The sequence below is a fragment of the Streptomyces adelaidensis genome (assembly GCF_016598475.1).
In the GTDB taxonomy this organism is placed as follows: Bacteria; Actinomycetota; Actinomycetes; order Streptomycetales; family Streptomycetaceae; genus Streptomyces; species Streptomyces adelaidensis.
In genome coordinates, this window is the sequence record NZ_JAEMUX010000028.1 from 39,340 (window position 1) to 64,987 (window position 25,648).

25 protein-coding genes are annotated in these 25,648 nt (G+C 70.9%); 9 read left to right on the forward strand and 16 right to left on the reverse strand.

The window, feature by feature from the left end:
* Positions 1–35 precede the first annotated feature (35 nt).
* From hpnE to I8N67_RS18380, 11 genes are all read right to left on the reverse strand, one after another.
* The gene (hpnE, locus tag I8N67_RS18335; RefSeq protein WP_200304201.1) at positions 36–1,463 is read right to left on the reverse strand and encodes a hydroxysqualene dehydroxylase HpnE; all 1,428 of its coding nucleotides are present in this window, start codon (positions 1,461–1,463) and stop codon (positions 36–38) included.
* Positions 1,460–1,600 carry a DUF6380 family protein gene (locus I8N67_RS44625; RefSeq protein ID WP_372443735.1) on the reverse strand — a complete coding sequence of 47 codons (141 nt, stop codon included), beginning with the start codon at positions 1,598–1,600 and terminating at the stop codon, positions 1,460–1,462. Before I8N67_RS44625 ends, hpnE begins: the two co-directional genes overlap by 4 nt.
* Positions 1,600–2,550, reverse strand: coding sequence for a presqualene diphosphate synthase HpnD (hpnD, locus tag I8N67_RS18340; protein ID WP_200304202.1), 951 nt, complete (start codon positions 2,548–2,550; stop codon positions 1,600–1,602). The genes I8N67_RS44625 and hpnD overlap by 1 nt, the downstream gene beginning before the upstream one ends.
* Complete coding sequence (gene hpnC, locus I8N67_RS18345; RefSeq protein WP_200304203.1) at positions 2,547–3,449, reverse strand: squalene synthase HpnC; 903 nt, start codon at positions 3,447–3,449, stop codon at positions 2,547–2,549. The genes hpnD and hpnC overlap by 4 nt, the downstream gene beginning before the upstream one ends.
* 405 nt (positions 3,450–3,854) lie before the next feature.
* On the reverse strand, positions 3,855–4,622 hold the full coding sequence (locus I8N67_RS18350; protein ID WP_200304204.1) for an ABC transporter ATP-binding protein: 768 nt from the start codon (positions 4,620–4,622) through the stop codon (positions 3,855–3,857).
* Positions 4,615–5,544, reverse strand: a complete 930-nt coding sequence (locus I8N67_RS18355) for an ABC transporter permease (protein WP_200304205.1) — start codon at positions 5,542–5,544, stop codon at positions 4,615–4,617. Before I8N67_RS18355 ends, I8N67_RS18350 begins: the two co-directional genes overlap by 8 nt.
* 97 nt (positions 5,545–5,641) lie before the next feature.
* A complete protein-coding gene (locus tag I8N67_RS18360; protein ID WP_234045900.1) occupies positions 5,642–6,514 on the reverse strand; it encodes a glycosyltransferase family 2 protein in 873 nt (290 codons plus the stop codon).
* An 8-nt stretch (positions 6,515–6,522) separates the two neighbouring features.
* Positions 6,523–7,251, reverse strand: a complete 729-nt coding sequence (locus tag I8N67_RS18365; protein WP_372443737.1) for a CDP-alcohol phosphatidyltransferase family protein — start codon at positions 7,249–7,251, stop codon at positions 6,523–6,525.
* Between the two features lie 28 nt (positions 7,252–7,279).
* Entirely contained in the window at positions 7,280–8,344 is a 1,065-nt protein-coding gene (locus tag I8N67_RS18370; protein WP_200304208.1) for an iron-containing alcohol dehydrogenase family protein, read from the reverse strand.
* Entirely contained in the window at positions 8,332–9,096 is a 765-nt protein-coding gene (locus I8N67_RS18375; protein ID WP_200304209.1) for a phosphocholine cytidylyltransferase family protein, read from the reverse strand. The genes I8N67_RS18370 and I8N67_RS18375 overlap by 13 nt, the downstream gene beginning before the upstream one ends.
* A complete protein-coding gene (locus I8N67_RS18380) occupies positions 9,093–10,898 on the reverse strand; it encodes a DUF5941 domain-containing protein (protein ID WP_200304245.1) in 1,806 nt (601 codons plus the stop codon). Before I8N67_RS18380 ends, I8N67_RS18375 begins: the two co-directional genes overlap by 4 nt.
* A gap of 402 nt (positions 10,899–11,300) precedes the next feature.
* Here I8N67_RS18380 and galE point away from each other — a divergent pair, with 402 nt between their 5' ends.
* From galE to idi, 4 genes are all read left to right on the forward strand, one after another.
* Positions 11,301–12,272 carry a UDP-glucose 4-epimerase GalE gene (galE, locus tag I8N67_RS18385; RefSeq protein WP_200304210.1) on the forward strand — a complete coding sequence of 324 codons (972 nt, stop codon included), beginning with the start codon at positions 11,301–11,303 and terminating at the stop codon, positions 12,270–12,272.
* Between the two features lie 155 nt (positions 12,273–12,427).
* On the forward strand, positions 12,428–13,366 hold the full coding sequence (locus I8N67_RS18390) for a cation diffusion facilitator family transporter (RefSeq protein ID WP_200304211.1): 939 nt from the start codon (positions 12,428–12,430) through the stop codon (positions 13,364–13,366).
* Entirely contained in the window at positions 13,357–13,875 is a 519-nt protein-coding gene (locus I8N67_RS18395) for a GNAT family N-acetyltransferase (protein WP_200304212.1), read from the forward strand. The genes I8N67_RS18390 and I8N67_RS18395 overlap by 10 nt, the downstream gene beginning before the upstream one ends.
* A 124-nt stretch (positions 13,876–13,999) precedes the next feature.
* Positions 14,000–14,593, forward strand: coding sequence for an isopentenyl-diphosphate Delta-isomerase (gene idi / locus I8N67_RS18400; RefSeq protein ID WP_200304213.1), 594 nt, complete (start codon positions 14,000–14,002; stop codon positions 14,591–14,593).
* Positions 14,594–14,610: 17 nt separating this feature from the next.
* Here the strand turns inward: idi and I8N67_RS18405 are convergent, their stop codons facing one another.
* Positions 14,611–15,120 carry an ATP-binding protein gene (locus I8N67_RS18405; RefSeq protein WP_200304246.1) on the reverse strand — a complete coding sequence of 170 codons (510 nt, stop codon included), beginning with the start codon at positions 15,118–15,120 and terminating at the stop codon, positions 14,611–14,613.
* A gap of 276 nt (positions 15,121–15,396) precedes the next feature.
* On the opposite strand from I8N67_RS18405, the gene I8N67_RS18410 reads away from it, so the two are divergent.
* A complete protein-coding gene (locus I8N67_RS18410; RefSeq protein WP_200304214.1) occupies positions 15,397–16,140 on the forward strand; it encodes an enoyl-CoA hydratase/isomerase family protein in 744 nt (247 codons plus the stop codon).
* Between the two features lie 19 nt (positions 16,141–16,159).
* Here the strand turns inward: I8N67_RS18410 and I8N67_RS18415 are convergent, their stop codons facing one another.
* Positions 16,160–16,795 carry a DJ-1/PfpI family protein gene (locus I8N67_RS18415; protein WP_200304215.1) on the reverse strand — a complete coding sequence of 212 codons (636 nt, stop codon included), beginning with the start codon at positions 16,793–16,795 and terminating at the stop codon, positions 16,160–16,162.
* A gap of 79 nt (positions 16,796–16,874) precedes the next feature.
* Positions 16,875–17,828 carry a GlxA family transcriptional regulator gene (locus I8N67_RS18420; protein WP_200304216.1) on the reverse strand — a complete coding sequence of 318 codons (954 nt, stop codon included), beginning with the start codon at positions 17,826–17,828 and terminating at the stop codon, positions 16,875–16,877.
* Positions 17,829–17,985: 157 nt separating this feature from the next.
* Between I8N67_RS18420 and I8N67_RS18425 the strand changes: the two genes are divergently transcribed.
* The 3 genes from I8N67_RS18425 (at position 17,986) to I8N67_RS18435 (ending at position 21,686) form a co-directional block, all read left to right on the forward strand.
* Positions 17,986–18,852: an SCO6745 family protein gene (locus tag I8N67_RS18425; RefSeq protein WP_200304217.1), complete on the forward strand. Its 867-nt coding sequence runs from the start codon at positions 17,986–17,988 to the stop codon at positions 18,850–18,852.
* 101 nt (positions 18,853–18,953) lie between these two features.
* Positions 18,954–19,097, forward strand: coding sequence for an LPFR motif small protein (locus tag I8N67_RS18430; RefSeq protein WP_200304218.1), 144 nt, complete (start codon positions 18,954–18,956; stop codon positions 19,095–19,097).
* A gap of 192 nt (positions 19,098–19,289) precedes the next feature.
* The gene (locus I8N67_RS18435; RefSeq protein WP_200304219.1) at positions 19,290–21,686 is read left to right on the forward strand and encodes a Tex family protein; all 2,397 of its coding nucleotides are present in this window, start codon (positions 19,290–19,292) and stop codon (positions 21,684–21,686) included.
* Positions 21,687–21,833: 147 nt separating this feature from the next.
* Here I8N67_RS18435 and I8N67_RS18440 read toward each other — a convergent pair whose 3' ends face one another.
* Together I8N67_RS18440 and I8N67_RS18445 are read right to left on the reverse strand one after the other, a co-directional pair.
* The gene (locus tag I8N67_RS18440) at positions 21,834–23,474 is read right to left on the reverse strand and encodes an ABC-F family ATP-binding cassette domain-containing protein (RefSeq protein WP_200304220.1); all 1,641 of its coding nucleotides are present in this window, start codon (positions 23,472–23,474) and stop codon (positions 21,834–21,836) included.
* Between the two features lie 73 nt (positions 23,475–23,547).
* Complete coding sequence (locus tag I8N67_RS18445) at positions 23,548–24,576, reverse strand: oxidoreductase (RefSeq protein ID WP_200304221.1); 1,029 nt, start codon at positions 24,574–24,576, stop codon at positions 23,548–23,550.
* Positions 24,577–24,642: 66 nt separating this feature from the next.
* On the opposite strand from I8N67_RS18445, the gene I8N67_RS18450 reads away from it, so the two are divergent.
* The gene (locus I8N67_RS18450) at positions 24,643–25,593 is read left to right on the forward strand and encodes an FAD-dependent oxidoreductase (protein WP_307835276.1); all 951 of its coding nucleotides are present in this window, start codon (positions 24,643–24,645) and stop codon (positions 25,591–25,593) included.
* Positions 25,594–25,648 lie beyond the last annotated feature (55 nt).

The window sequence follows — 25,648 nt, forward strand, 5'->3', positions numbered from 1 at the left end:
GGGAGTGCGGGAACCGGTCCGGTGCGTTTCGAGCGTCACGCTGCCTCCTCGTAACCGAAGAGGTGGTCTCGGGGCCGGCCCAGGGCACCGAGCGCGGCGTCCGCCGCACTGATGCCGCTGCGGACCGCACTCTCCATGGTCGCGGGCCACCCGGTGGCGGTCCACGCTCCGGCCAGGTACAGGCCGGGGGCCTTGGTGCGGGCGCCGGGCCTGAGCCGTCCGACGCCGGGGGTGGGAGCGAACGTCGCGGTGCGCTCCCGGGTCACGAAGAAGTCCGTCACCGCCGCGCCGCGCGCGGCGGGCAGCAGCCTCTCCAGCTCGGGCAGATACCGCTCGCGCAGCGCGGAGACGGGCTCGTCGATCTCGTCCTGCGCGGCCGACTGCGACAGCGCCAGGTACTGGCCCGCGCGCAGCCCGGACGCCTCGGTCCGGTCGAAGACCCACTGCACGGGGGAGCCGAGCGCCGCGAAGAACGGCCGCTGAAGCACCTTCCGGTCGTACACCACATGGACGTTGAGGATGGGCGCGGTGCCGATCTCCAGCAGCCGCCCGGGGTTCTCGAGGGCGCCCTCGGGCAGCAGATCGTGCGCCTCGCGCTGCGGCACGGCGAGGACGACCGCGTCGACGTCGAAGCTCTCGCCGGGTACCTCGACCTTCCAATTCCCGTTCTGCTGAGGGGAGATGGAGGTGACGCGGGTTCGGAGTCCGGTACGCACGCCCGCCGAGTCGAGCGCCTTGCGGGCCAGCCGGTCGTGCAGTTCGCCCAGCGGGACATGGGCCCAGCCGATGTCGGCGGCGCCGGGTTCGGACAGCAGACCGGTCTTGAACACCATCGCGGCGAGCCCGAGGGAAGCGTCCTGGGCCACCGCGTTGAGGGTGGCGACCCCCACGAGGTCCCACAGCGCCTCGACGGCACGCGCCGACTGACCGTGCGCGGTCAGCCAGCCGCCGAAGTCCCGTTCGTCCAGCGCCGGATCCGCGAGGTCGAGCGCCTTGAGCGCCAGTGCGGCCCGGCCCACTCCTGCGCGCTCGGCGAGCGAGAGATGCGGGTAGGTGGCCAGGCTGCGCCCGAGATGCAGGGGTACGGGCAGCGCGTCACGCCGCAGTCTGCCCAGCCGTCGCCCGGGCCTGCCCTCGGCATCGAGCACCGGTACGTCGAGCCGGTCCTGCAAGGGCGCCAGCGCGGCCCCGTCGACGCGGTCGAGAAACCAGCGGTAGGCGGTGCAGCAACGCATGTACACGTGCTGTCCGTTGTCCACGGTCAGCTCGCCGCGCTGGAAGGAGAAGGCGAGCCCGCCGAGGCGTGGCCGCCCTTCCAGGAGAGTGACCCGTACGCCGGCGTCGGCGAGGGAGAGCGCGGCGGTGATGCCCGCAAGACCCCCGCCGACCACCACGGCCGTGCTCCCGGGGCGGCCCGTACTGTCCGCGTCCAGCAGTCCCTCGGACTGTGCGCCGTCGGTCATCGTGCACCCTCCCCTGCCGGTCCGCCGAGGTGCTGAACCGGTCTGCGGCAGACCGTCGCAGTCAGGGACGCCCTCGTGACGCGGAGGGTTGCGTACCACTTTTCCCCGATGGGTTCACCTTGGCCCAGATTGTCCATCACACGCGCCTCCTGACGGTACGGCGCGACACATGGCGGGCGTCCAGACCGGAGAGGCCGCGCACGGCGACGTAGGCCTTCTCGCGGCCGGGCAGCGAGACCCGGCCACGCAGCACGGCCTCCGGCTCGCGCTCGATGCGGTCGAGCAGCCGCCGGTAGATGCCGGCCATGGCGGCGACACAGGCACCGCTGCGCCGGTCCAGCATCGGCAGCAGCCGGTAGCCCTCGGCGAAGAGGGCGCGGGCCCGGCGCACCTCGAAGTGCACCAGACCCGCGAAGTCGGAGTCGGCCGGCGGGAGCGGCCCGGCGAACCCGGCCGAGCAGCCGAATTTCGCGAGGTCGTCGGCGGGGAGATAGGTGCGCCCGCCCTCCGCGTCCTCCCGGACGTCCCTGAGGATGTTGGTCAGTTGGAGCGCCAGCCCGAGGGTGTCGGCGTACTCCGGCGCGCGTTCCGCACCGCGCGCGCCCGGTTCCGTGCCGAAGACGCCGAGCGAGAGCCGGCCGATGGTGCCGGCGACGCAGCGGCAGTAGCCCTTCAGGTCGTCCCAGGTCTCGTAGGTCTCGCCGCGTACGTCCTTCAGGACGCCGTCGATGAGTTCGTCGAGGGCGTCGAGCGGGATCGGGAAGGTCACCCCGGCGTGGGCGAGGGCCACCGCGACGGGGTCCGTGTCGTCCTCGTCGACGGAGCCGCCCCGGACCCGGGTGAGCAGGGCTCTGGTCTCCTCCAGCCGGGCCGTCTTGACCTCGACGGCGAGCGCGCCGTCACCGATGTCGTCGACACGCCGGGAGAACGCGTACAGCGCGGACATCGCGCGGCGCTTGGGCGTCGGCAGCAGCCTGATGCCGTAGGCGAAGTTGCGGGCCTGCCGCCCGGTGACAGCCTCGCAGTAGCTGTAGGCGGCGAGTACCGGTGCGGACGCGTGTGGTTCCGACTCCACGGTCCGGATCACCCCTCTCCTCGCAGGGTCGCGCCCACCTCGCGCAGCAGCCGGAGCTTGCCGGGCTTGGGCGGGCCGGGAAGTACGTCGAACTCGGCGGCGGCGATCGCGTGGACGGCCGCCCTTCCTCCCGCCACGAACCCGGCGAGGAGCAACCTCAGCCTGCCGTGGACGCTACCCACGAGGGGGGTGCCCTCATTCAGGAGATTTCGGGCGCGTTCCGCCTCGTACGCGACCAGTGCGCGCACCGATGCGCCCGCTGTGGGCGCGGCGAGATCCGCCTCCTGGACGTGGAAGCGCTTCAGATCCTCGGCGGGCAGATAGACGCGGTCGTGGCCCAGGTCCTCGGCCACGTCCTGGAGGTGTTCGACGATCTGCAGCGCGGTGCAGATCGCGTCGGAGTACCGGACCCGTTCGGGGGTGGTGGAGCCGGTGACGGCGAGGACCAGGTGGCCGACCGGGTTGGCGGACAGCTCGCAGTAGGCGACCAGGTCGTCGTAGGTCTCGTACCGCTTGACCAGCTGGTCCTGGCGGTTGGCGGCGATCAGCGCGAGGAACGGCTCGGGGGTGAGGCGGTGGCGGCGGACGGTGTGCCGGAGTCTGCGCAGCAGTGGGTGGCCGGGGGTGGCGTCGAAGACCTTGCGGAGGTCGGCCTCGAAGGCGTCGAGGAGGAGGAGCCGGTCGTCGGCGTCCTGCGGGCAGACGCCCAGCAGGCGGGCGTCGGCACCGCCGGGGGCGAGGTCGCCGTCGCCGATGTCGTCGACGAGGCGGGCGAAGCCGTAGACGGCCATCAGGTCGTCGCGCCAGGCCCGGGGCAGGAAGAACGGCGCGACGGGAAAGTTCTCGGCGCCGGCCTTGTCGAGGGTGTCGCGCTCCGGGTCGCCGGTGCGCGCCGTCCCGGCTTCCGTCACCGCCCGTCACCCGGCGCCAGAACGGCGGAAGCGTCGTCGAGCAGGGGAGTCTCCGTAGCCATGGCCGTCACATCTCCCGTTCTACACTGCCGACTCAATACCCACTATTTCGGACACGCCGCCCAGCGGTCGGCGTCTGCGGCTGATGCCGGATGTCGCGCATTATGGACCCACTTGCCGCGATTCGGCACCGGTATAGCTTACGTTGTACAACGCACCATGCTCCGTCGGGGTGTCCTGCACATCACAAGAACGCACCGATTGCCCCCAAGATTCCTATGGGCGGCCGGAGTTGACGCTTCCTTGCCGGAGTTGGCGTTTCCTTTACGGACGCCGGTCCCCGGTCTCCCTCGCAGACGCCGGGCCCCGCCGGAGCAGTTCCGGCGGGGCCCGGGGCAGATCCGGCTACTTGCCCGTGAACTTCTCGTATTCCTTCAGGACCTCGTCGGTGGCGCCGTCCATGCGCAGCTCACCGCGTTCCAGCCACAGGACGCGGTCGCAGGTGTCCCGGATCGACTTGTTGTTGTGGCTGACCAGGAAGACCGTGCCGGCCTCCTTGCGCAGTTCACGGATGCGGGCCTCGGAACGCTTCTGGAAGCTGCGGTCACCGGTGGCGAGGGCCTCGTCGATCATCAGGACGTCGTGGTCCTTGGCCGCCGCGATGGAGAAGCGCAGGCGGGCCGCCATGCCGGAGGAGTAGGTCCGCATCGGCAGGGTGATGAAGTCGCCCTTCTCGTTGATGCCCGAGAAGTCGACGATCGACTGGTAACGCTCCCTGATCTGCTCGCGGGACATACCCATCGCGAGCCCGCCCAATATGACGTTCCGCTCGCCCGTGAGGTCGTTCATCAGGGCCGCGTTGACGCCGAGCAGGGAGGGCTGGCCGTCGGTGAAGACCTTGCCCCGCTCGGCGGGGAGGAGGCCGGCGATGGCGCGCAGCAGGGTGGACTTGCCGGAACCGTTGGAGCCGATCAGACCGATGGCCTCGCCGCGATAGGCGATGAAGGAGACGCCCTTGACGGCGTGCACCTTGCGGACGCCGCGCTCCTCACCGCGCTTGACGATGCGGCTGAGCGCGGCGGTGGCGCTGCCCTTGCCGGTCTTGGCGCCGTTGACGCGGTAGACGATGTGCAATTCGTCCGCGATGACGGTGGGGATGTGTGACTCAGCCACGGCCGTACCTCTCCTCCGCCTTCCAGAAGTACACGAAGCCGCCGAGCGCGACCAGCGCGGCCCAGCCACCGGCGACCGCCCACACGTGCGGGGGCAGGTTCTCGGAGCCGTAACCGTCGATCAGCGCGAAGCGCATCAGGTCCATGTAGATCGCCGCCGGGTTCCACTGGAGGATGTCGGCGATCCACTTGGGGTGGTCGGCGAGCATCACCGGGATGGAGAACATGACGCCGGAGGCGTACATCCAGGTCCTCATCACGAACGGCATCAGCTGCGCGAGGTCCGGGGTCTTGGAACCCATGCGGGCCATGATCAGCGCGAGGCCGGTGTTGAACAGGAACTGCAGGACCAGCACGGGGAGGATCAGCAGCCAGGACAGCCGCGGGTAGCTTCCGAACCCGACCGCTACGACGAAGAGCACGATCATCGAGAACAGCAGCTGCTGGAGCTGCTGGAGCGCGAACGAGATGGGCAGCGAGGCGCGCGGGAAGTGCAGGGCGCGCACCAGGCCCAGGTTGCCGGCGATCGCGCGGACGCCCGCCATCACCGAGCTCTGGGTGAAGGTGAACACGAACACACCCGTGACCAGGAACGGGATGTACACCTCGCGCGACATGCCCCGGTCGGCGTTCAGGATCAGACCGAAGATCAGGAAGTACACCAGCGCGTTGAGCAGCGGGGTGGCCACCTGCCACAGCTGGCCGAGCTTGGCCTGGCTGTACTGCGCGGTGAGCTTCGCCTGGGAGAAGGCGAGGATGAAGTGGCGCCGTCCCCACATATGGCGGACGTACTCGGCGAGTCCGGGCCGGGCGCCGCTCACGGCGAGTCCGTACTTGGCGGCCAGTTCCGTCGCGGAGAGCCCGTCGTCGGGCGACGGACGGTCGCTCACCGCGAGCCTGCCGTCATGCGTTGTCTCACTCACAAATGGAAACTTTCGTCCTCAAAAGTGCGCAGCCTGGTCGGGCCGAGGCAGAAACCTGGGACCGGGTACCGCCGAATGCTCTCAGATATCGAGCTTGTCAGATGACGGGAGGTCGGCCCAGCCTGGTCAGGCGCCACACCGTACGCCACTTCATGGGCCGGCGGGGGCCGCAGGGGCTCGTCCAGCCCTCCTTGAAGCCGCCGAACCAGGCCTTCAGGGCCGGGCCGGAGGGCTTGCGGAGGAGGGTCAGGAGCAACCAGACACCGAGGTAGACCGGTACGAGGAGGACCGGGAGGTTGCGGCGCGCGAGCCAGACGCGGTTGCGCGCGACCATGCGGTGGTAGACCGCGTGCCGGGAGGGCGCGGTCGTGGGGTGGTTCAGCACCATGTCGGACCGGTAGTCGATCATCCAGCCCGCGTCGAGGGCCCGCCATGCCAGGTCGGTTTCCTCGTGCGCGTAGAAGAACGCGTCGGGGAGTCCGCCGACTTCGGCGAAGACCTGGGTGCGTACGGCGTTGGCGCCCCCGAGGAAGGTGGTGACCCGGGAGGAGCGCATAGGGTCGGCGGCCCGCAGCCGGGGCACGTGGCGCCGCTGGGTCTCGCCGGTGTCGGGGTCGGCGATGCGGAAACTGACGATGCCGAGCCTCGGGTCGTCCGCGAAGGCCCGGCGGCACAGTTCGGCGGTGTCGTGGTGGGCGAGCAGGCCGTCGTCGTCGAGGAAGAGGAGCACGTCGACGTCCCGGCCGCTGGGGCCGAACGCCTCTATGCCTGTGTTCCGGCCGCCGGGGATACCGAGGTTCTCCGGCAGTTCGACCGTCCGTACGCCCTCGGGGACGTCCGGGACGGGCGAGCCGTTGCCGACGACGACCGCCTCGACCCGGTCGCCCTCCTGCTTGGCGACCGAGTCGAGGAGGGCGCGGAGTTCGTCCGGGCGATTGCCCATGGTGATGATCACCGCGCCGACCTTCATGCCGCTGCTCACTTCAGCCTGCTGGAAACGAGGATGGACACCAGGTGCAGCAGTGTCTGGAGCAGCGCGATTCCGGCGAGTACGGCGACGCCGAGCCGGGAGAAGAAGAGGTCGCCCCGGACCGTGTCCAGGACCGCGAGGACCAGGATCAGCAGGGACGCCTCGACGCCGAGGATCAGCCGGTGGAACTTCAGCGCGGCGGCGGCCTTGCGGGCCAGTGCCATGCCGGAGGAGCGCGGCTCGGAGGCCGACTCCTGGACCGGCGGCTTGCCGGTCTGGTGCCGGGCGACACCGACGAGGTCGGTCTCGGCCTTGATCAGGATCGCGCCGAGGGCGGCGAGGGTGCCGAGGAACGCCCACAGCCAGTCGATCCGCCCGGTGCCCCACAGGTCCGCGGCGCGCAGCCCGAAGCCGACGAGCACGGCCGCGTCGCACAGGTAGGCGCCGACGCGGTCGACGTAGACACCGGCCATGGAGAACTGCTTGCGCCAGCGGGCGATCTCGCCGTCGACGCAGTCGAGGAGCAGGTACAGCTGGACCATCAGCACGCCGAGGACGGCGCCCGGGATGCCCGGCAGCAGCAGGGCCGGGGCGGCGAGGACGCCGAAGACGGTCATCAGGTAGGTCAGCTGGTTGGGCGAGACCCGGGTGTTCACCAGGTGCCGGTCGATGCGCAGGGAGATCTCGCGCATGTAGAGCCGGCCGGCCCAGTGCTCGCCGCTCCGGCGGTCCTTCACACCCGGGGGGTGAACGACCGGGCGGAGTTCAGCTACCGATGGCTTTGGCATAGTCGGCGTATGCGTCCTTGATCTGTTCGGTGCTCAGTTCGAGGTGCTCGAGAATGGTGTAGCGGCCCGGCCGGGTCTGCGGGGCGAACTTCACGACCTGGACGAACTCGTCGATCGTGAAGCCGATCTCGTCCGGCAGGACCGGGAGGCCGTGGTGCCGCAGGACGTCGGTCATCTGGCCGGCCATCTCGTGGTTGCCCCGCAGGAACATGGCGAACGCGCCGCCGAGGCCGCACTGTTCGCCGTGCAGGGCGTTGCGCTTGGGGAAGCTCAGGTCGAAGGCGTGGCTGATCTCGTGGCAGGCGCCCGAGGCGGGACGGCTGTCACCGGCCACGGACATGGAGATCCCGCACAGGACGAGGGACTCTGACAGGGTCGTCAGGAAGTCGTCGTCGCCGACACCACCGGGGTGGCGGAGCACGGCCTCGGCGGCCTGGCGGGCCATGGCTGCGGCCAGCCCGTCGACCTTCTCGCCGGTCTCGCGGCTGGACAGCTCCCAGTCGGCCACGGCGGAGATCTTGCAGATCACATCGCCGATGCCGGCCCGCACGAAGCGCACCGGGGCCTCCCGGATGACATCCAGGTCGATGATGATCCCGATCGGGTTGGGCACACCGTAGGAGCCGCGGCCCGCGTCGTTGTCGAGCGTGGCGACCGGGGAGCACAGCCCGTCGTTGGCGAGGTTCGTGGCGACGGCGACCAGCGGCAGCCCGACCCGCGCGGCGGCGTACTTGGCGCAGTCGATGACCTTGCCGCCGCCGAGCCCGACCACGGCGTCGTAGTGACCGCCCTTCTTGATCGAGTCGGCGAGCCGTACGGCGCCGTCGATGGTGCCGTCGGCGTCGCAGAACCAGTCCGCCTCCGGCAGTGCGGGGGCGAACCGGTCGCGCAGCGCGCGCCCGGAGCCGCCGCTGATCGCGAAGGCCATCCGGCCCGACGGCGCGATGCGCTGGTCCGACAGGATCGTCGCCAGGTCATCGAGCGCGCCGGGACGGATGTCCACGACGATCGGCGAGGGGATGAGCCTCGTCAGTACTGGCACGCGATCACGCGTCCCTTGGCGAGGTCCTCGTGGTTGTCGATCTCGACCCACTTGACGTCGCCGATGGGGGCCACGTCGATGCGGAAGCCGCGGTTCACGAGCTCCTGGTAGCCGTGCTCGTAGAACTGCTGCGGGTCCGTCTCGAAGACCGTCTTCAGGGCGTCGGCCAGCTCGTCGGCGGCCTCGCCCTCGATGAGGGTGACGCCGATGTACTCACCGGTCGCCTCGGCCGGGTCCATCAGCTTGGTGATCTTCGTCATGGAGCCCTCGGGGCCGACGACGACCTTCATCTCCTCGTCGGCGAGGGACTTCACCGTGTCGAGGGCGAGGATGATCTTCTTGCCGTCGCCGCGGGCGGCGAGCAGGGTCTTCTCGACGGAGACCGGGTGCACGGTGTCGCCGTTGGCGAGGATCACCGAGTGCTTGATGGCATCACGGCCGCACCACAGGGAGTAGGCGTTGTTCCACTCCTCGGCCTTGTCGTTGTCGATCAGGGTGATCTTGACGCCGTACTTCTGCTCCAGCGCCTCGCGGCGCTCGTACACGGCCTCCTTGCGGTACCCGACGATGATCGCGACCTCGGTCAGGCCGATCTCGGCGAAGTTGCCGAGGGTGAGGTCGAGGACGGTGAGGCTCTCCGCGTCTCCCTCGACGGACCCTTCGGGTCCTACCGGCACCAGTGCCTTGGGGAGGGTGTCGGTGTAGGGGCGAAGACGCCGTCCGGCGCCGGCCGCCAGCACGAGGCCGATCATGCGGGTTCTCCTTCATCGTGTACGGCGGGTGCGCCGGTTTTATGGGCGGTCACCCAGAAGCGGATGCTCTCGAGAAGCACCAGCAGTGCCACGGCCACGGCGAGAGCCGTGAGCGCGACCTTGAACTCTGTGGGCGCGAGCAGCGCGGCCAGGACGGTGACCAGCAGGGTCCTGCCTTCGTGACCGCCGATCGCCCGCACCAGCCACCGCGGTGGCGCGCCGGCGTCGCCGCGGATGCGGTACACCGTGTCGTAGTGATGGTAGGCGACCGCGCCCACCAGCCCGAAAGCCGCTGGAAGCGCCCCGTTCACATCCGCTTTGGCCGCCAGCACCAGGACGGTGCAGTATTCGGCGGCGCGGAAGAGCGGGGGGATCAGCCAGTCGAGGGGGCCCTTGAGGGGGTGCGTGACGGCTTCCGCCGACAGCAGTACGTACAGGCCGGCCAGGAGGACGACCTGCCAGGCTGGGCCCCAGACCCAGGCCGCGGTCACCACGGCCACGGCTGCGAGGGCCGCGCTGAGCGGCGCCGTCTTTCGCGGCCTGCCCCGGAGGACGGGTGCCAGCATCTCGACGAGCGGCCCGCTGTCCGTGAGGTCGGCGAGGGCCTGCGCGGCCCGGTCCGTGCGCCGCGCCTTGCGGGTCAACGACCGCAGTACCCGCCCCGCCGTGGTGTACGTCGCGGCGAACGCGCAGCCGATGAGCAGCGCGTAGAAGGTGATGCGCGGCGTGGTGACGGCCGTGAGGACGGCGATCATCGCCCAGCGCTCGCCGATCGGCAGCACGATCATCCGCCGCAGCCAGACCGTCCAGCCGACGCTGTCGAGCTTGTCGGAGAGGGCGGCGGTGGGGCTGGTGTTGGCGGTGGCGTCGTGGTTCGCCTCGTTGAAGGAGAAGTCGACGACGTGACGGCAGGTCTGCAGGATCATCGCGCCGAGGGCGAGCGCCCACACGTCGTCGCCGCCGCGGGCGGCTCCGAGGGCGAGGCCCGCGTAGTAGGCGTACTCCTTGGCGCGGTCGAAGGTGGCGTCGAGCCAGGCGCCGAGCGTCGAGTACTGCAGGGAGTAGCGGGCCAGCTGGCCGTCGGTGCAGTCCAGGACGAAGGAGAAGATCAGCAGCAGGCCGGCCGCGACGAAGCCGCCGCGGGTGCCGGTGGCCGCGCACCCCGCCGCGATCAGGGCGGTGATCAGCGAGGCCGTGGTGACCTGGTTCGGGGTCAGGCCCCGGCGGGCGCACCAGCGGGCGAGGTAACGGGAGTACGGGCTGATGCAGTAGGTGGTGAAGAAGCCGTCACGGGACTTCACCGCCGTGCGCAGCCGTACGGCCTCGTCGTCGACGGCGGCGACCGCCTGGCGGGCCTCGTTGCGGGCCTGCGGGTCGGCGGGGACGACGGCGACCAGGGTGCCGAGCTCGGGCCGGTACGGGGTGACGCCGTCGGCGTAGAGGGCAGCCACGACACGGTCGGCGAGGTTGTCCACGGCGAGCGCGGTGCCGCCGCTCGCCGCCGAGCTCTCGCGGGCCAGCGCCCGGGTCAGGGCCTGGCGGGCGGCGGGTTGCACGGTCATGGCGCCGGGCAGGGCGGCGGCCTCGAAGCGGGGGTCGGTGAGTCCCAGGCGCAGCGCGTGCACATGGCCCACGAAGCGGGCGTCGACGATCGCGACCCGCCCGCCGGCGGGCACCGTCGCCAGGAGCGTCTCGGCGTCACCGGCGTTGGGGGCGACCCGCACGTCGAAGCCGAGCGACCGCAGATCGCCCTCCAGCGACGATCCGGGGACCGGCTGACCGGTGAGGATGGCGGTCGACAGACGAACTCACTCCCTGGGTGCCGGCGCGACCGCGCCGGACATGTGCGTGGTGGGAAGGCGCCCCGGCCCGCTACGACCCGGCGGCGTGTCGGCAGAGGTTATCGGATGAAGAGAAGGAGGCGTTCACCGCCCGTTCATGGCCCGATCAGTTCCACATGCCGGCGCCGTCGGCCCTCTGCAGCGATCATCATCGGTGATTTGGGGGTTGTGCCACAAACTCCGGTCCTTATATCGGTTCAAAGAGTGCATAGGGGTGGGTGCTTCTCCGTTCGGAGGCCGCGACCAGCGCCTCTCAAGGACCTCGGGGAGCCGCGTGACCAGCCACGATCGACGCCGCACCCGCCGACACCGCACACCTTCTACGGCGAATGGGCACAACCCGGCCCCGAATAAGGTGGCCCCATGACATGGCTGATCACAGGCGGGGCGGGATACATCGGCGCACACGTGGCGAAGGTCATGACCGACGCCGGGGAACAGGTGCTCGCGCTGGACGACCTCTCGACGGGGGTCCGGGGCCGCCTGCCCGAGGGCATCCCCCTCGTCCAGGGGTCCGCCCTGGACGGCGACCTGCTGAAGCGCGTCCTCGCCGAGCACACGGTGGCCGGCATCGTGCACCTCGCGGCCCGCAAGCAGGTCGGCGAATCCGTCGCCCAGCCCACCCGTTACTACCAGGACAACCTCGGCGGCCTCGCGACCCTCCTGGAGGCGGCCGCCGGAGCCGGTGTGCAGCGCTTCGTCTTCTCCTCCTCCGCCGCCGTCTACGGCAATCCGGACGTGGATCTGATCACCGAGGACACCGCGTGCGCCCCGATGAGTCCGTACGGCGAGACCAAGCTGGCCGGTGAGTGGCTGGTCCGGGCGGCCGGCCGGGCGCACGGCATCGCGACCGTCTGTCTGCGCTACTTCAACGTGGCGGGCGCGGCGGAACCGGCGCTGGCCGACACCGGGGTCTTCAACGTCGTCCCGATGATCTTCGACCGCCTCACCCGTGACGAGCCCCCGCGGATCTTCGGCGACGACTACCCGACCCCGGACGGCACCTGCGTCCGTGACTACATCCATGTCGCCGACCTCGGCGACGCGCACCTCGCGGCGGCCCGCCGCCTCACCGCCGAAGGTGTCTCGGGCGACCTGACCGTGAACATCGGCCGCGGCGAAGGCGTTTCGGTCCGCGAACTGATCACCCTGATCGGCGAGGTGACCGGCGACCGCCGGCCCGCGCTCGTCGAGCCGCGTCGTCCCGGCGACGCGCCGCGCGCGGTCGCCTCGGCCGCGCTCGCCGCGCGGGAGCTCGGCTGGACGGCACGGCGCGGGGTGCCCGAGATGGTCGAGTCGGCCTGGGCGGGCTGGCGGCTGCACCACGGCCGCTGACCGCCCCCGATCATCGCGACGCTCTGACCTGCGGATCATTTCCGCAGGTCAGAGCACATGACAACGGTGTTCAGTGCCGCGTTGCCGGATACCCCCCGCCCGTAGTTCACTGTGATCCCGAGGCCGAACACATGAACGTAAGAAGGGCGGGCTCCATGGGGGCTGGGCACGATCACGGGCACGCGCACCACGGGCCGACCAGTGGTACGGCGGCAGCGGCGTACCTCGGCAGGCTGCGGATCGCGCTGTCCATCACGCTCACCGTCATGGTGGTCGAGATCGTCGGCGGTGTTCTCGCCGATTCGCTGGCGCTCATCGCGGACGCGGCGCACATGGCGACGGACGCGGTGGGCCTGGGCATGGCGCTCCTCGCGATCCACTTCGCGAACCGCCCGCCGAGCGGCAACCGCACGTTCGGTTACGCCCGCGCCGAGATACTCGCGGCGCTCGCCAACTGTCTGCTGCTGCTCGGCGTCGGCGGGTACGTCCTGTACGAGGCGATCCAGCGCTTCATGACGCCCGTCGGGACCGAGGGCGGACTGACCGTCGTGTTCGGCGCGATCGGCCTGGTGGCGAACATGATCTCGCTGACCCTGCTGATGCGGGGCCAGAAGGAGAGCCTGAACGTACGGGGGGCCTTCCTGGAGGTGGCCGCGGACGCGCTCGGCTCGCTGGCGGTGATCATCTCCGCGACGGTGATCCTGCTCACCGGCTGGGAGGCCGCAGACCCGATCGCCTCACTGGTCATCGGTCTGATGATCGTCCCGCGTACGGTGAAACTGCTGCGCGAGACCCTCGACGTGCTGCTGGAGGCGGCTCCGAAAAACGTCGACATGGCCGAGGTGCGGGCCCACATACTGGCGCTGCCGGGTGTGGAGGACGTCCACGATCTGCACGCCTGGACCATCACCTCCGGGATGCCGGTGCTCTCCGCCCATGTGGTGGTCGGCTCGGACACCCTGGACTCCATCGGCCACGAGAAGATGCTGCACGAGCTCCAGGGCTGCATCGGCGACCACTTCGACGTCGAGCACTGCACCTTCCAGCTGGAGCCCGTCGGCCACGCGGAACACGAGGCGAAGCTGTGCCACTGACCACCGACTGGACCACGCGACCGGAGACGTCCGCCGACCGGGCCGGGGTGTACGCCGCCAACGCCGCCGCCTTCGAGACCGACGCGGAGGCGAAGCTGGTGGACGCCTTGCGTGAGGACGCCGAGGCGTGGCTGCCCGGGCTGTCGTACGTGGCCGAGGCGCCGGACGGCACGGTCGCGGCGTACGCGCTGATCACCCGTTGCCGGGTCGACGAGGTGCCGGCGCTGGCGCTGGCCCCCGTCGCGGTGCTGCCGGCCCAGCAGCGGCGGGGGGCGGGAGCGGCGGTCGTCCGCGCGGCGCTGGAGGCGGCACGCGCGCGTGGGGAGCGGCTCGTGCTCGTCCTGGGGCATCCCGAGTACTACCCGCGCTTCGGATTCGTACGTGCGTCCGAGTACGGCATCCGGCCCGGTTTCGATGTACCGGACGAAGCGATGATGGCCCTGATCCTGGACGGTGCCCGGCCCGTGGCGTCCGGCACCATCAGGTATCCGGCCGCTTTCGGCGTCTGACACACGGGTGTTGGGTGTCCCGTGGCGGTGTTGCGGGGTAGGACATGCGGGTTGACGCGAAGTCCCGGGAGCGCCGGTTTCGTGCGGCAGACTTGAGACTCGAAGAACGAAGCGAAGGATGCGCATGCCGATCACACCTGCCACCGCGATGCACAGTTCACAGAACGGCACCACGGAAGCGATCCTGCTGGAACTGGTCGACGAGGACGGCAACACGATCGGCACGGCGGAGAAGCTCGCCGCCCATCAACCACCCGGACAGCTGCACCGGGCGTTCTCCGTCTTCCTCTTCGACGAGCGCGGGCGGCTGCTGCTCCAGCAGCGCGCCCTCGGCAAGTACCACTCCCCCGGCGTCTGGTCGAACACCTGCTGCGGCCACCCCTACCCGGGCGAGTCCCCCTTCGCGGCGGCCGCGCGGCGGACGCACGAGGAGCTGGGCGTCTCCCCGATGCTGCTCGGCGAGGCGGGCACGGTCCGCTACAACCACCCGGACCCGGACTCGGGCCTGGTGGAGCAGGAGTACAACCATCTGTTCGTCGGGCTGGTGCAGGCCTCGCTGCGGCCGGACCCGGAGGAGGTCGGGGACACCGCGTTCGTGACCCCGGCCGAGCTGGCGGAGCGGCATGCGAAGGACCCCTTCTCCTCGTGGTTCATGACGGTCCTGGACGCGGCCCGTCCGGCGGTCAGGGAGCTGACGGGTCCGTCCGCGGACTGGTGAACGGCAGCCTCTGACCCCTAGTTCAGATGTACGGGTTTGAGCGGCAGGGCGGCCCAGATCACCTTGCCGCCGCTCGCGGTGTGCTCGACGTCGCAGACCCCACCCGCCTCCAGGGTGATCTCACGCACCAGGAGCAGTCCACGGCCGCCGAGCCGGCCGTGGTCGGTCTCCAGGGCGGTCGGGCGGTAGGGGTGGCTGTCCTCCACCGAGATGCGCACCCACTCGGCTCCGACGGCGACCTCGACGGCGAGCGTGGGCGAGAGCAGCGCGGCGTGTTTGACGGCGTTCGTCACCAGCTCGGAGACGATCACGAGGAGTCCGTGGACGAGGTCGTCCGAGATCGGCACGCCCTGTCGGGCGAGCAGGTCCCGGACGGCGCGCCGCGCCTGCGGCACCGAGGCGTCGACGGCGGCAGCGGTGAACCGCCAGACCCCTTCGTACGGCAGTGGTCCCGGTGGCCTCGGGTCGTCGGGGCCGCGCCCGCCGACTCCAGGGCGTGGGTCGCCCCCGCGCCCTTGGTCGTCCATTGTCCGGTCGCCACCCTTGCGCTCGATTGTCACCACACGTCGAGTGTTGGTAACTCAGCGCTGTCCACGGAGAACTGAACACAAGTCAGCGCGTATCGGTGACTTTGAGATCGCTCATGTCCGAGAAAGGCCGCCCCACGGCGGCCCCTGTTCGGAATGTGCCGCCTTTAGAACTATTCGGGTTGTACGCGATTGACGCCGGACCCGGCCGCCCACACCCCGGACGATCACTCTCCGTGATGATCTCACGCTCCGAGAGCGGCTAGCATCCGGTGCATGGAGCCTCAGCTGCTGGACGACGTCGCCGACGGGGTCGCGACCGTCGTCATCCACCATCCGGCCAAGCGCAATGCCATGACGGCCGCGATGTGGGGGGCGCTGCCGGCGCTGCTCGACCGGCTGGCCGCCGACCCGGCCGTACGGGCGCTGGTGCTCACCGGGGAGGGCGGGACGTTCTGCGCGGGGGCCGACATCTCCACGCTGCGGGAGGCGCCGGGCGAGGCCCAGGAGCTGGCCGGGCTCGCCGAGGAGACGCTCGCGGCGTTTCCCAAGCCGACCCTCGCGGCGATCCGCGGGCACTGCGTGGGCGGGGGCTCGCAGCTGGCGGCGGCCTGTGATCTGCGGTTCGCGGAGGAGGGGGCGCTGTTCGGGATCACGCCTGCCAAGCTGGGGCTCGTCTATCCGGCCTCCTCCACCCGGCGGCTGGTGTCGCTGGTCGGGCCGGCCACCGCCAAGTACCTGCTGTTCTCGGGCGAGTTGATCGACGCGGCACGGGCGTTGCGCACCGGCCTCGTGGACGAGGTACTGCCCATGGGTGAACTGGACAAGCGGGTCGCGGAGTTCGCCCGGGTGCTGGTCGCGCGCTCGCAGCTGACGCAGGCGGCGGCCAAGGAGTTCGCGAACGGCCGCACCGACCGCGACGCCCACTGGGCCGAGCAGGCGCACGGCAGCGGCGACACCGCGGAGGGCGTCGCCGCGTTCCTGGAACGCAGAGCGCCGCGGTTCACCTGGACGGTGTGAGCGCCGCCCACCCGGTGGGTCACATCAGGGAGAAACGGCTGTTGGCGCGGATCTCCTCCACGAGGTGGGCGGGCGCCTTGTGCGGGGCGCCCGCGTCGTAGGGACGCTGCGGGTCGTACTCCGTCATCAGCTGTACGGCCTGGGCGTGTTCGTCGCCCGCGATCCGACCCACCAGGGTCAGGCCCATGTCGATGCCGGAGGACACCCCGGCCGCCGTGACGTACTTGCCGTCGATCACGACCCGCTCCCCGGTCGGCTCGGCGCCGTACCGCTTCAGGAAGTCCAGGGCCAGCCAGTGCGAGGTGGCCCGGCGGCCTTCGAGGAGCCCGGCGCCGGCGAGCAGCAGGGAGCCGGTACACACGGAGGTCGTCCAGGTGCTGGTGCGGTCGGCGGTGCGCAGCCAGTCGAAGAGGGTCTCGTTCTCCATCTGGGCGAACTGGCCGGGGCCGCCCGGGACCACGACGACGTCCGGACTCGGGACCTCTGCGAGCGTCCTGTCGGCGGTGATCGCGAGGGCTCCGGTGTCGGTGCGGACGGGCCCGGTCTCCTCGGCGACGAAGACCAGCTCCGCGTCCGGGAGCCGGACGAGGGTCTCGTAGGGGCCGACGGCGTCGAGTGCGGTGAAGCGGTCGAAGAGGACGATGGCGATCTGCATGGGATTTCCCTCCGGTGACTTCGGTGACGTGGTGACTTCGATGGCTGGGTCGTTTCGGTGGCTGGGTGGTTTCGGTGGCTCAGGTGAGATGCGCGGGGCGGAAGCGGCGGCGGTACTCCGCCGGGGCGGTGGCGAGGGTCTTGACGAAGGCACGGCGCATGGCCTCGGAGGTGCCGTAGCCGCAGGCACGGGAGATCTCCTCGACGCCGTCGGAGGTGTCCTCCAGCAGGCGGCGGGCGTGTTCGAGGCGGACGCGGTCGACGTACCGGCCCGGCGTCATGCCCGTCTCGGCCTGGAAGGCGCGGGCGAAGTGCCGGGGTGAGAGCCGGGCGCGGGCGGCCAGGGTCTCGACGCTCAGGTCGTCGCCGGGGTGCTCCGTGACCCACTGCTGGACCTCGCGGAGCGGTTCCCGCCGGGCGGTCTGGGCGGCGAGCTGGGCGCTGAACTGGGCCTGGTTCCCCGGGCGGCGCAGGAAGACCACCAGATGGCGGGCGATGGAGAGGGCGACCTCGCGGCCGATGTCCTCCTCGACGAGCGCGAGGGCGAGGTCGATGCCGGAGGTGACGCCGGCCGAGGTGGCGATGTGTCCGTCGCGGATGTAGATGGGGTCCGGGTCGACCTCGATCGCCGGATGGTCGCGGGCCAGCTTGTCGCAGTACGCCCAGTGGGTGGTCGCCCGGCGGCCCGCGAGGAGGCCCGCCTCGGCGAGCAGGATCGCCCCGGTGCAGACCGAGACCAGGCGCTCCGCGCGCGGGCCGTGCTCGCGCAGCCAGGCGACGATCTCCGGGGCGGGGCGCCGGGTGCCCTGGCCGCCCGGCACGAGCAGGGTGTGCGGGGCGGGCGCGGTGGTGAGGGCGTGGTCCGGGACGAGCGTGAGGCCGCTGGAGGCGCGTACGGGGGCGCCGTCCAGGGAGGCCGTGCGGAGGCGGTACGTCCCCGGGGCGTGCAGTTCCGCGCCGGCGAAGACCTCCATCGGACCCGTGACGTCGAGACTCTGCACGCCGTCGAAGAGGACGACCAGGACAGTTCGCATGTCATCGATTCTTGACAGCGCGGGCCATGACCGCAATGACGAGTTCCCCACCTTTTCTGCCATGGGCGGGGCGGGGACGCGGGCTGAGGCCGCCGAGCGCCCCGGTCGGCGCGGGCCCCTCCTACCGCACATACCAACCAGTCAGTAACCTTCCGTCATGACCTCTTCTCTGCCGGAGCGCGCCGGGCGGCGCTGCCACAACCTCCTCAATCCGTTCCACTCCGCGCACTACTTTTCGCCGGACCTCGGGCGGGAGCTGGCCGCCGTGGGGGTGACGGACCCGAGTGCCGCGTACTTCGCGGTGCGGGCCGCGGCGATGGGCGAGGCCGGGGCGGGTGTGGTGACGGCGACGTTCTTCAACTTCCGGTACGAGCTGGTGGCGGAGCATGTGCCCGCCGTATGGGAGACGGCCTCGCCGTCGGTGGTGCTGGCGGCCCGTGAGCGGGCCGTCGACGCCACGCTGCGGCGGCTGCTCGGCGAGGAGCCGGCCGGCTCCAAGGAGGTCGCCGAGGCGGCGGAGCTGGCGCTGCGGGCCACCGAGGCGTGTACGAGGACCGCGCGCCCTCTGTACGCCGCGCACGCCGATCTCCCCGTACCCGAGCGCCCTCACCTCGCGCTCTGGCACGCGGCCACGCTACTGCGCGAACACCGTGGCGACGGGCACCTCGCGGCGCTCCTCGACGCCGGCCTCGATCCGGTCGAGGCCCTGGTCAGCCATACCGCGACCGGCAAGGGCATGTCCCCGAAGTGGGTCCTCGGCACGCGCGGCTGGACCCGGGAGGACTGGGACGCGGCGAGCGCTCGGCTCCGGGAACGCGGGCTGCTCGACGCCGAGGGCGAGCTGACGGTGACGGGTGTCGCCCTCCGCAAGGAGATCGAGACCACCACGGACCGCCTCGACCGGGCACCGTACGAGCACCTCGGCGCGCCCGGGGTGGAGCGGCTCACGGAGCTTGCGACGGGGCTGGTGACGACGATGCTCACCGCGGGCGCGTTCCCGGCGGGGATGGTCGGCAAGGGCTGAACACGGCGCGGCTCCGGCACATGGTTCCGGCATGAACGACTCGGGGCGCGGTACTCGGTCCTTTCCTGGCCCAACCGGTCGGGAGAGGAAAGGGGAAGTACGTGTTCCGTGCGATCGCAGACGTGTTGCGGCAGATCGGTGGGGCCATCGCGACGGTGGTGACGCTGCCGTTCCGAGCCCTGGCCCGGCTCTTCGGCGGCGCCTCACACTCGACGCGCCGCACCGGGCGGACCCGCCGGGCCTGAGGCCGGCCGGGCCGTGGACCGACGGGAGCCGGACGCGATCGTGCGTCCGGCTCCCCGTGTGTCCCCATGTGTCGTGGTTCGGCTCCGGTGGATGACGAACTGGTGACCGGGCCGGGCCGACCTGATCCCCCGCTGTCGGTGTCACCTGCCACAATTGCCGCGCAACCTCAGCGAAGAAGGCGGTACGGGATCGTGACGACACCCGGGTCCATCGAAGTAGGGTCCATCGAAGGCAGGATCGCCGAGGAGCTCGGCGTACGGGAGCGGCAGGTCAAGGCCGCGGTGGAGCTGCTCGACGGCGGTTCGACCGTGCCCTTCATCGCTCGCTACCGCAAGGAAGCGACCGAGATGCTCGACGATGCGCAGCTGCGCACGCTCGAGGAGCGGCTGCGTTATCTGCGGGAGCTGGAGGAGCGGCGGACCGCGATCCTGGAATCCGTGCGCGAGCAGGACAAGCTGACGCCGGAGATCGAGGCGCAGATCCGCGGTGCCGAGACCAAGGCGCGGCTGGAGGACATCTACCTGCCCTTCAAGCCGAAGCGGCGTACGAAGGCGCAGGTCGCCCGCGAGGCCGGTCTCGAGCCGCTGGCCGAGGGCCTGTTGGGCGATGCGACCGTCGAGCCCCTCGCGGCCGCCGCGGCCTTCGTCGACGCCGACAAGGGCGTCGCCGACGCGCAGGCCGCGCTGGACGGCGCCCGGGCCATCCTCACCGAGCGGTTCTCGGAGGACGCCGACCTGATCGGTGAACTGCGCGAGCGCATGTGGGTGCGGGGCCGGCTGGCCGCCAAGGTGAAGAACGGCAAGGAGGAGGCGGGCGCCAAGTTCGCCGACTACTTCGACTTCACCGAGCCGTTCACCGCACTGCCCTCGCACCGTGTCCTGGCGATGCTGCGCGGCGAGAAGGAGGACGTCCTCGACCTCGTCCTGGAGCCGGAGGAGCCCTCCGAGCAGCCCGGTCCCTCGTCGTACGAGGGGATCGTCGCCGGTCGTTTCCAGATCGCCGACCGAGGCCGGCCCGCCGACAAGTGGCTGACGGAAACGGTCCGTTGGGCCTGGCGGACCCGCATTCTCGTCCATCTCGGCATCGACATGCGGATGCGGCTGCGGACGGCCGCCGAGGACGAGGCGGTGAACGTCTTCGCGGCGAACCTGCGCGACCTGCTCCTCGCCGCCCCCGCCGGCACGCGCACGACGCTCGGCCTGGACCCCGGCTTCCGTACGGGTGTGAAGGTCGCGGTGGTCGACGCGACCGGCAAGGCCGTCGCCACGGACGTCATCTACCCGCATGTTCCGGCCAACAAGTGGGACGAGGCCATCGCCAAGCTGGCCCGCCTCGCCAAGGAGCACGCGGTCGAGCTGGTCGCGATCGGCAACGGCACGGCGTCCCGCGAGACCGACAAGCTCGCCGGTGAACTGATCGCCAAGCACCCGGAGTTGAACCTCACCAAGGTGATGGTGTCCGAGGCGGGCGCGTCCGTGTACTCGGCCTCGGCCTTCGCCTCGCAGGAGCTGCCGGGGATGGACGTGTCGCTGCGCGGCGCCGTCTCCATCGCCCGCCGCCTCCAGGACCCGCTCGCCGAGCTGGTGAAGATCGACCCGAAGTCGATCGGTGTCGGGCAGTACCAGCACGACCTGTCCGAGGTGAAGCTGTCGCGGTCGCTGGACGCGGTGGTCGAGGACTGTGTGAACGGCGTCGGTGTCGACGTGAACACGGCGTCCGCGCCGCTGCTGGCGCGCGTCTCCGGCATCTCCTCCGGGCTCGCCGAGAACATCGTCTCGCACCGCGACACCAACGGGCCGTTCAAGTCGCGCGCCCAGCTGAAGGGCGTGGCGCGGCTCGGTCCGAAGGCGTACGAGCAGTGCGCGGGCTTCCTGCGGATCCGGGGCGGTGACGATCCGCTGGACTCGTCCAGCGTGCACCCGGAGGCGTACCCCGTCGTACGGCGGATGGTGAAGACGTCCGGGCAGGCGGTGGCGGCGCTCGTCGGCAACACGGCGGTGTTGCGGTCGCTGCGGGCGGACGCCTTCGTCGACGAGACGTTCGGGCTGCCGACCGTGACGGACATTTTGAAGGAGCTGGAGAAGCCGGGGCGTGACCCTCGGCCGGCCTTCAAGACGGCGACCTTCAAGGAGGGCGTCGAGAAGATCTCCGACCTGGTGTCCGGGATGGTGCTGGAAGGTGTCGTGACGAACGTGGCGGCGTTCGGGGCGTTCATCGATGTCGGGGTCCACCAGGACGGGCTGGCGCATGTCTCCGCGTTGTCGAAGACGTTCGTGAAGGATCCTCGGGATGTGGTGAAGCCCGGGGACATCGTCAAGGTGAAGGTTCTCGACGTCGATATTCCTCGGAAGCGGATTTCTTTGACGCTGCGGTTGGATGACGAGGCCGCGCCCAAGGGACAGGAATCAGGGCAGCCGGGTGGGGGGGCTCGGCCTCAGCGGGGGGCTCGTGGGTCGCAGCCGCCTCGGCAGCAGGGGCGTGGGGGCGGGGGCGGTTCCCGGCAGGGGGGTGCGGCGCCGGCTCCGGCCAACAGTGCGATGGCGGATGCGTTGCGGCGGGCTGGCTTGGGGGATTCGAAGCGGCGCTGAGTGGTTCGGCGGGGGTTTCTTCGCCCCCGCCGCCCCTACCAGTCCCATCCCCAGGGGCTGCGCCCCTTCTACCCCCCGTTTTCGGCTGCCGGTCCGGTGGGGGCTGATCGCGCAGTTCCCCGCGCCCCTGAAAAGCCGGGGCCGTGTCTAGCGTTCCGTCACCTTGCCGGAGGACACCTCGAAGCGGCGGGTCACTCGTACCGCCTCCAGCATCCGGCGGTCGTGGGTGACCAGGAGGAGCGTGCCCTCGTAGGAGTCGAGGGCGGATTCGAGTTGTTCGATGGCGGGGAGGTCGAGGTGGTTGGTGGGTTCGTCGAGAATGAGGAGGTTGACGCCTCGGCCCTGGAGGAGGGCCAGGGCGGCTCGGGTGCGTTCGCCCGGGGAGAGGGTGACGGCGGGGCGTAGGACGTGGGTGGACTTGAGGCCGAACTTGGCGAGGAGGGTGCGGACCTCGGCGGGTTCGGTGTCGGGGACCGCGGCGCAGAAGGCGTCCAGGAGGGACTCAGGGCCGTGGAAGACCTTGCGGGCCTGGTCGACCTCGCCGACGAGGACACCTGAGCCGAGGACGGCGTGGCCCGTGTCCAGGGGGATGCGGCCGAGCAGCGCGCCCAGGAGGGTCGACTTGCCGGCGCCGTTCGCGCCGGTGATGGCGATGCGGTCCGCCCAGTCGATCTGCAGGGACGCCGGGCCGAAGGCGAAGTCGCCCCGCCGCACCTCGGCGTCGCGCAGGGTGGCGACCACGGCGCCGGAGCGCGGCGCCGCCGCGATCTCCATGCGCAGGTCCCACTCCTTGCGCGGCTCCTCGACGACGTCGAGCCGTTCGATCATGCGCTGGGTCTGGCGGGCCTTCGCGGCCTGCTTCTCGCTCGCCTCGCTGCGGAACTTGCGGCCGATCTTGTCGTTGTCGTTGTTCGATTTGCGCCGCGCGTTCTTGACGCCCTTGTCCATCCAGGAGCGCTGCATCTGGGCGCGGTCCTGGAGGGAGGACTTCTTGTCGGCGTACTCCTCGAAGTCGTCGCGGGCGTGCCGGCGGGCCGTCTCGCGCTCCTCCAGGTAGGCCTCGTATCCGCCGCCGTAGAGGTTGATCTGGTTCTGGGCGAGGTCCAGTTCCAGGACCTTGGTGACCGTGCGGGTGAGGAATTCGCGGTCGTGGCTGACGACGACCGTGCCCGCGCGCAGGCCGGCGACGAAGCGCTCGAGGCGTTCCAGGCCGTCCAGGTCGAGGTCGTTGGTGGGCTCGTCGAGGAGGAAGACGTCGTAGCGGGAGAGGAGGAGGGAGGCGAGGCCCGCGCGGGCGGCCTGGCCGCCGGAGAGGGCGGTCATGGGCTGGTCCAGGTCGACGCCGAGGCCGAGGGAGGCGGCGACCTCCTCGGCCCGCTCGTCGAGGTCCGCGCCGCCCAGGTCGAGCCAGCGCTCCAGGCTGGTCGAGTACGCGTCGTCGGCGCCCGGCGCGCCGTCGACGAGCGCCTGGGTGGCCTCGTCCATCACATGCTGGGCCTCCGCCACGCCCGTGCGCCGGGCGAGGAACTCCCGAACGGTCTCGCCCTCCCGGCGCTCCGGCTCCTGCGGGAGGTGGCCGACGGTCGCCGTGGGCGGGGACAGCCGTAGCTCCCCCTCCTCCGGCGGGAGCAGGCCGGCGAGCAGCTTGAGCAGGGTGGACTTGCCCGCGCCGTTGGCGCCGACCAGTCCGATCACATCGCCGGGGGCGACGACGAGGTCGAGGCCGGCGAAGAGCGAGCGGTCGCCGTGGCCGGCGGCGAGATTTTTGACGACGAGGGTGGCGGTCACAGAGAGCGATCCTAACGACAGGGGAACGGCTCCTCCCAACGGCCTCGGGTCAGGGGCCGCGCCCGCCGCCGCCTCACCGCGCCATCGGCTCCACCAGCACCGTCCCCGAGGTCCGGGCCACAATGAACGATTCTCCCTTCACCGCCTTCGGGTCAAGCCCGATCCGGTGCCGCCCCGCCGGGAGGATGCCGTCGAAGAACCGGTAGGTGTGGGCGCGGTACAGCCGGTCCAGGCGGTACGCGGTGAGTTCCACCCGGCAGGTGGAGTTGATCTCGATGCCGGCCTGTCCGCCGGCGGCGACGAGACGCGTGAGGCGACGCTGCTCCGCCGGGCTGCGGTCGAGGGCGTGTTCGATCTGGGCGACGAGGAGCGGGATGATCGGGGCGAGGCCGTCGACGTACGGGACCTGGACTCCGGCGCGGTCGAAGGCCAGCCGTACGGCCGCGCGGTCCGCCTTGCCGACGGCCCGTCCGAAGGCCACGGCGCCGTAGGTGCGCAGTTCCTCGGCGGGCACACCGGTGGCGTCGTGCGCTATGTCGGTGCCGATGCCGATGGAGCGCAGGGCGGCGGCGAGTTTGGCGAGCACGGCGACGCGGGCACCGATGAGAAGGACCCGGCGGCGGGCCGGCGGCTCGGCCCCGGACTCGCGCAGCAGGGACTGCAGCGCGCTCCGGTACTCGGGGCCGCGGAACCGGAAGGGACCGATGCCCGTGTAGCCGTTGAGCCTGAGATCGGCCTCCTCCTCCGTCTGCCAGGCGAACTCCCGCCATACGTAGTCGTCGCCGTCCCGCTCTATCACCGCGGTGACGGCCCCGCAGGCGAGGTCGGCGCACTCGGGACAGCCGTAGATGATGTAGCGGCCGCGTGTCAGCGGCGCTTCGGACTCCAGGAGCAGGCCGCGCACCTGGGCGGTGAAGATGGAGGGCGGGACGTCGGAGGCGAGTGGGGAGACGGCATCGAGGTCGGACAGCTGGAACAGCAGCGGACGTCCGTCGACGATGAAGTCCACGAAGTCCCGGTGCACTTGGTAGTCACCGTTGGCGAGGACGCCACCGGCTCGCATCGCCGGTGCCAGGCCGAAGGCCGCGTATTCGGCAGACATGTTGTGAGTATCCCCACAAATTCAGACTTGTGAGCACTGCATGACATATTCCGCTAACGTCCCTGCGTGGCCAATGAATCGAACAGTGATGTGATCGTGGTCGGTGGCGGAGTCGTCGGTCTCACGACGGCCGTCGTACTCGCGGAGAGCGGCAGACAGGTCCGGATCTGGGCTCGGGAGCCTGCGGAGCGGACCACATCGGCGGTCGCGGGCGGACTGTGGTGGCCGTACCGCATCGAACCGGAGGAATTCGTCGGCGCCTGGGCGCTCGCGTCGCTGGCCGTGTACGAGGAGTTGGCGGCGCGGCCCGAGGAGACGGGCGTACGCATGGTCGAGGGCGTACACGGTGAGACCGCGTTGGACGGGCTGGGCGAGTGGGCCTCGCGGGTGACGGGGCTGCGCGCGGCGACGGCCGACGAGTACGCGGGCGTCGGGCTGTGGGCACGGCTGCCGCTGATCGACATGCCGGCCCATCTGGGCTGGCTGCGCCGGCGGTTCGTCGCGGCGGGCGGGGTGGTGGAGGAGCGTACGGTCACGGACCTCGCGGCGGTCGGGGCGCGCGCCGTCGTCAACTGCGCGGGGCTCGGTGCGCGGGACTTGGTGCCTGATCCCTCCGTACGGCCGGTGCGGGGGCAGTTGGTCGTCGTGGAGAACCCGGGGGTCACTACGTGGCTCACGTCGGTGGATCACGCCGGCTCCGAGAGCACGTATTTCATACCGCAGCCGGGTGGGTTGATCCTGGGCGGTACGGCGGAGGAGGACGCGTGGTCGCTCACGCCGGATCCGGCGATCGCCGAGGAGATCGTGAAGCGGTGTGCGGCGGTACGGCCGGAGATCGCGGGAGCGCGGGTGATCGAGCACCGGGTGGGGTTGCGGCCCGCCCGCCCGGCGGTGCGTCTGGAGCGGGAACTCCTGCCGGGCGGGCGGGTGTTGGTGCACAACTATGGGCATGGTGGGGCGGGGGTGACGGTGGCCTGGGGGTGTGCGCGGGTCGCTGAGCAGCTGGCCAGCGTGTGACTACCCATGGGCCGGGTCGACAGGCAGTTGGGCGACTGCCTGTCGTGGGGGCTGG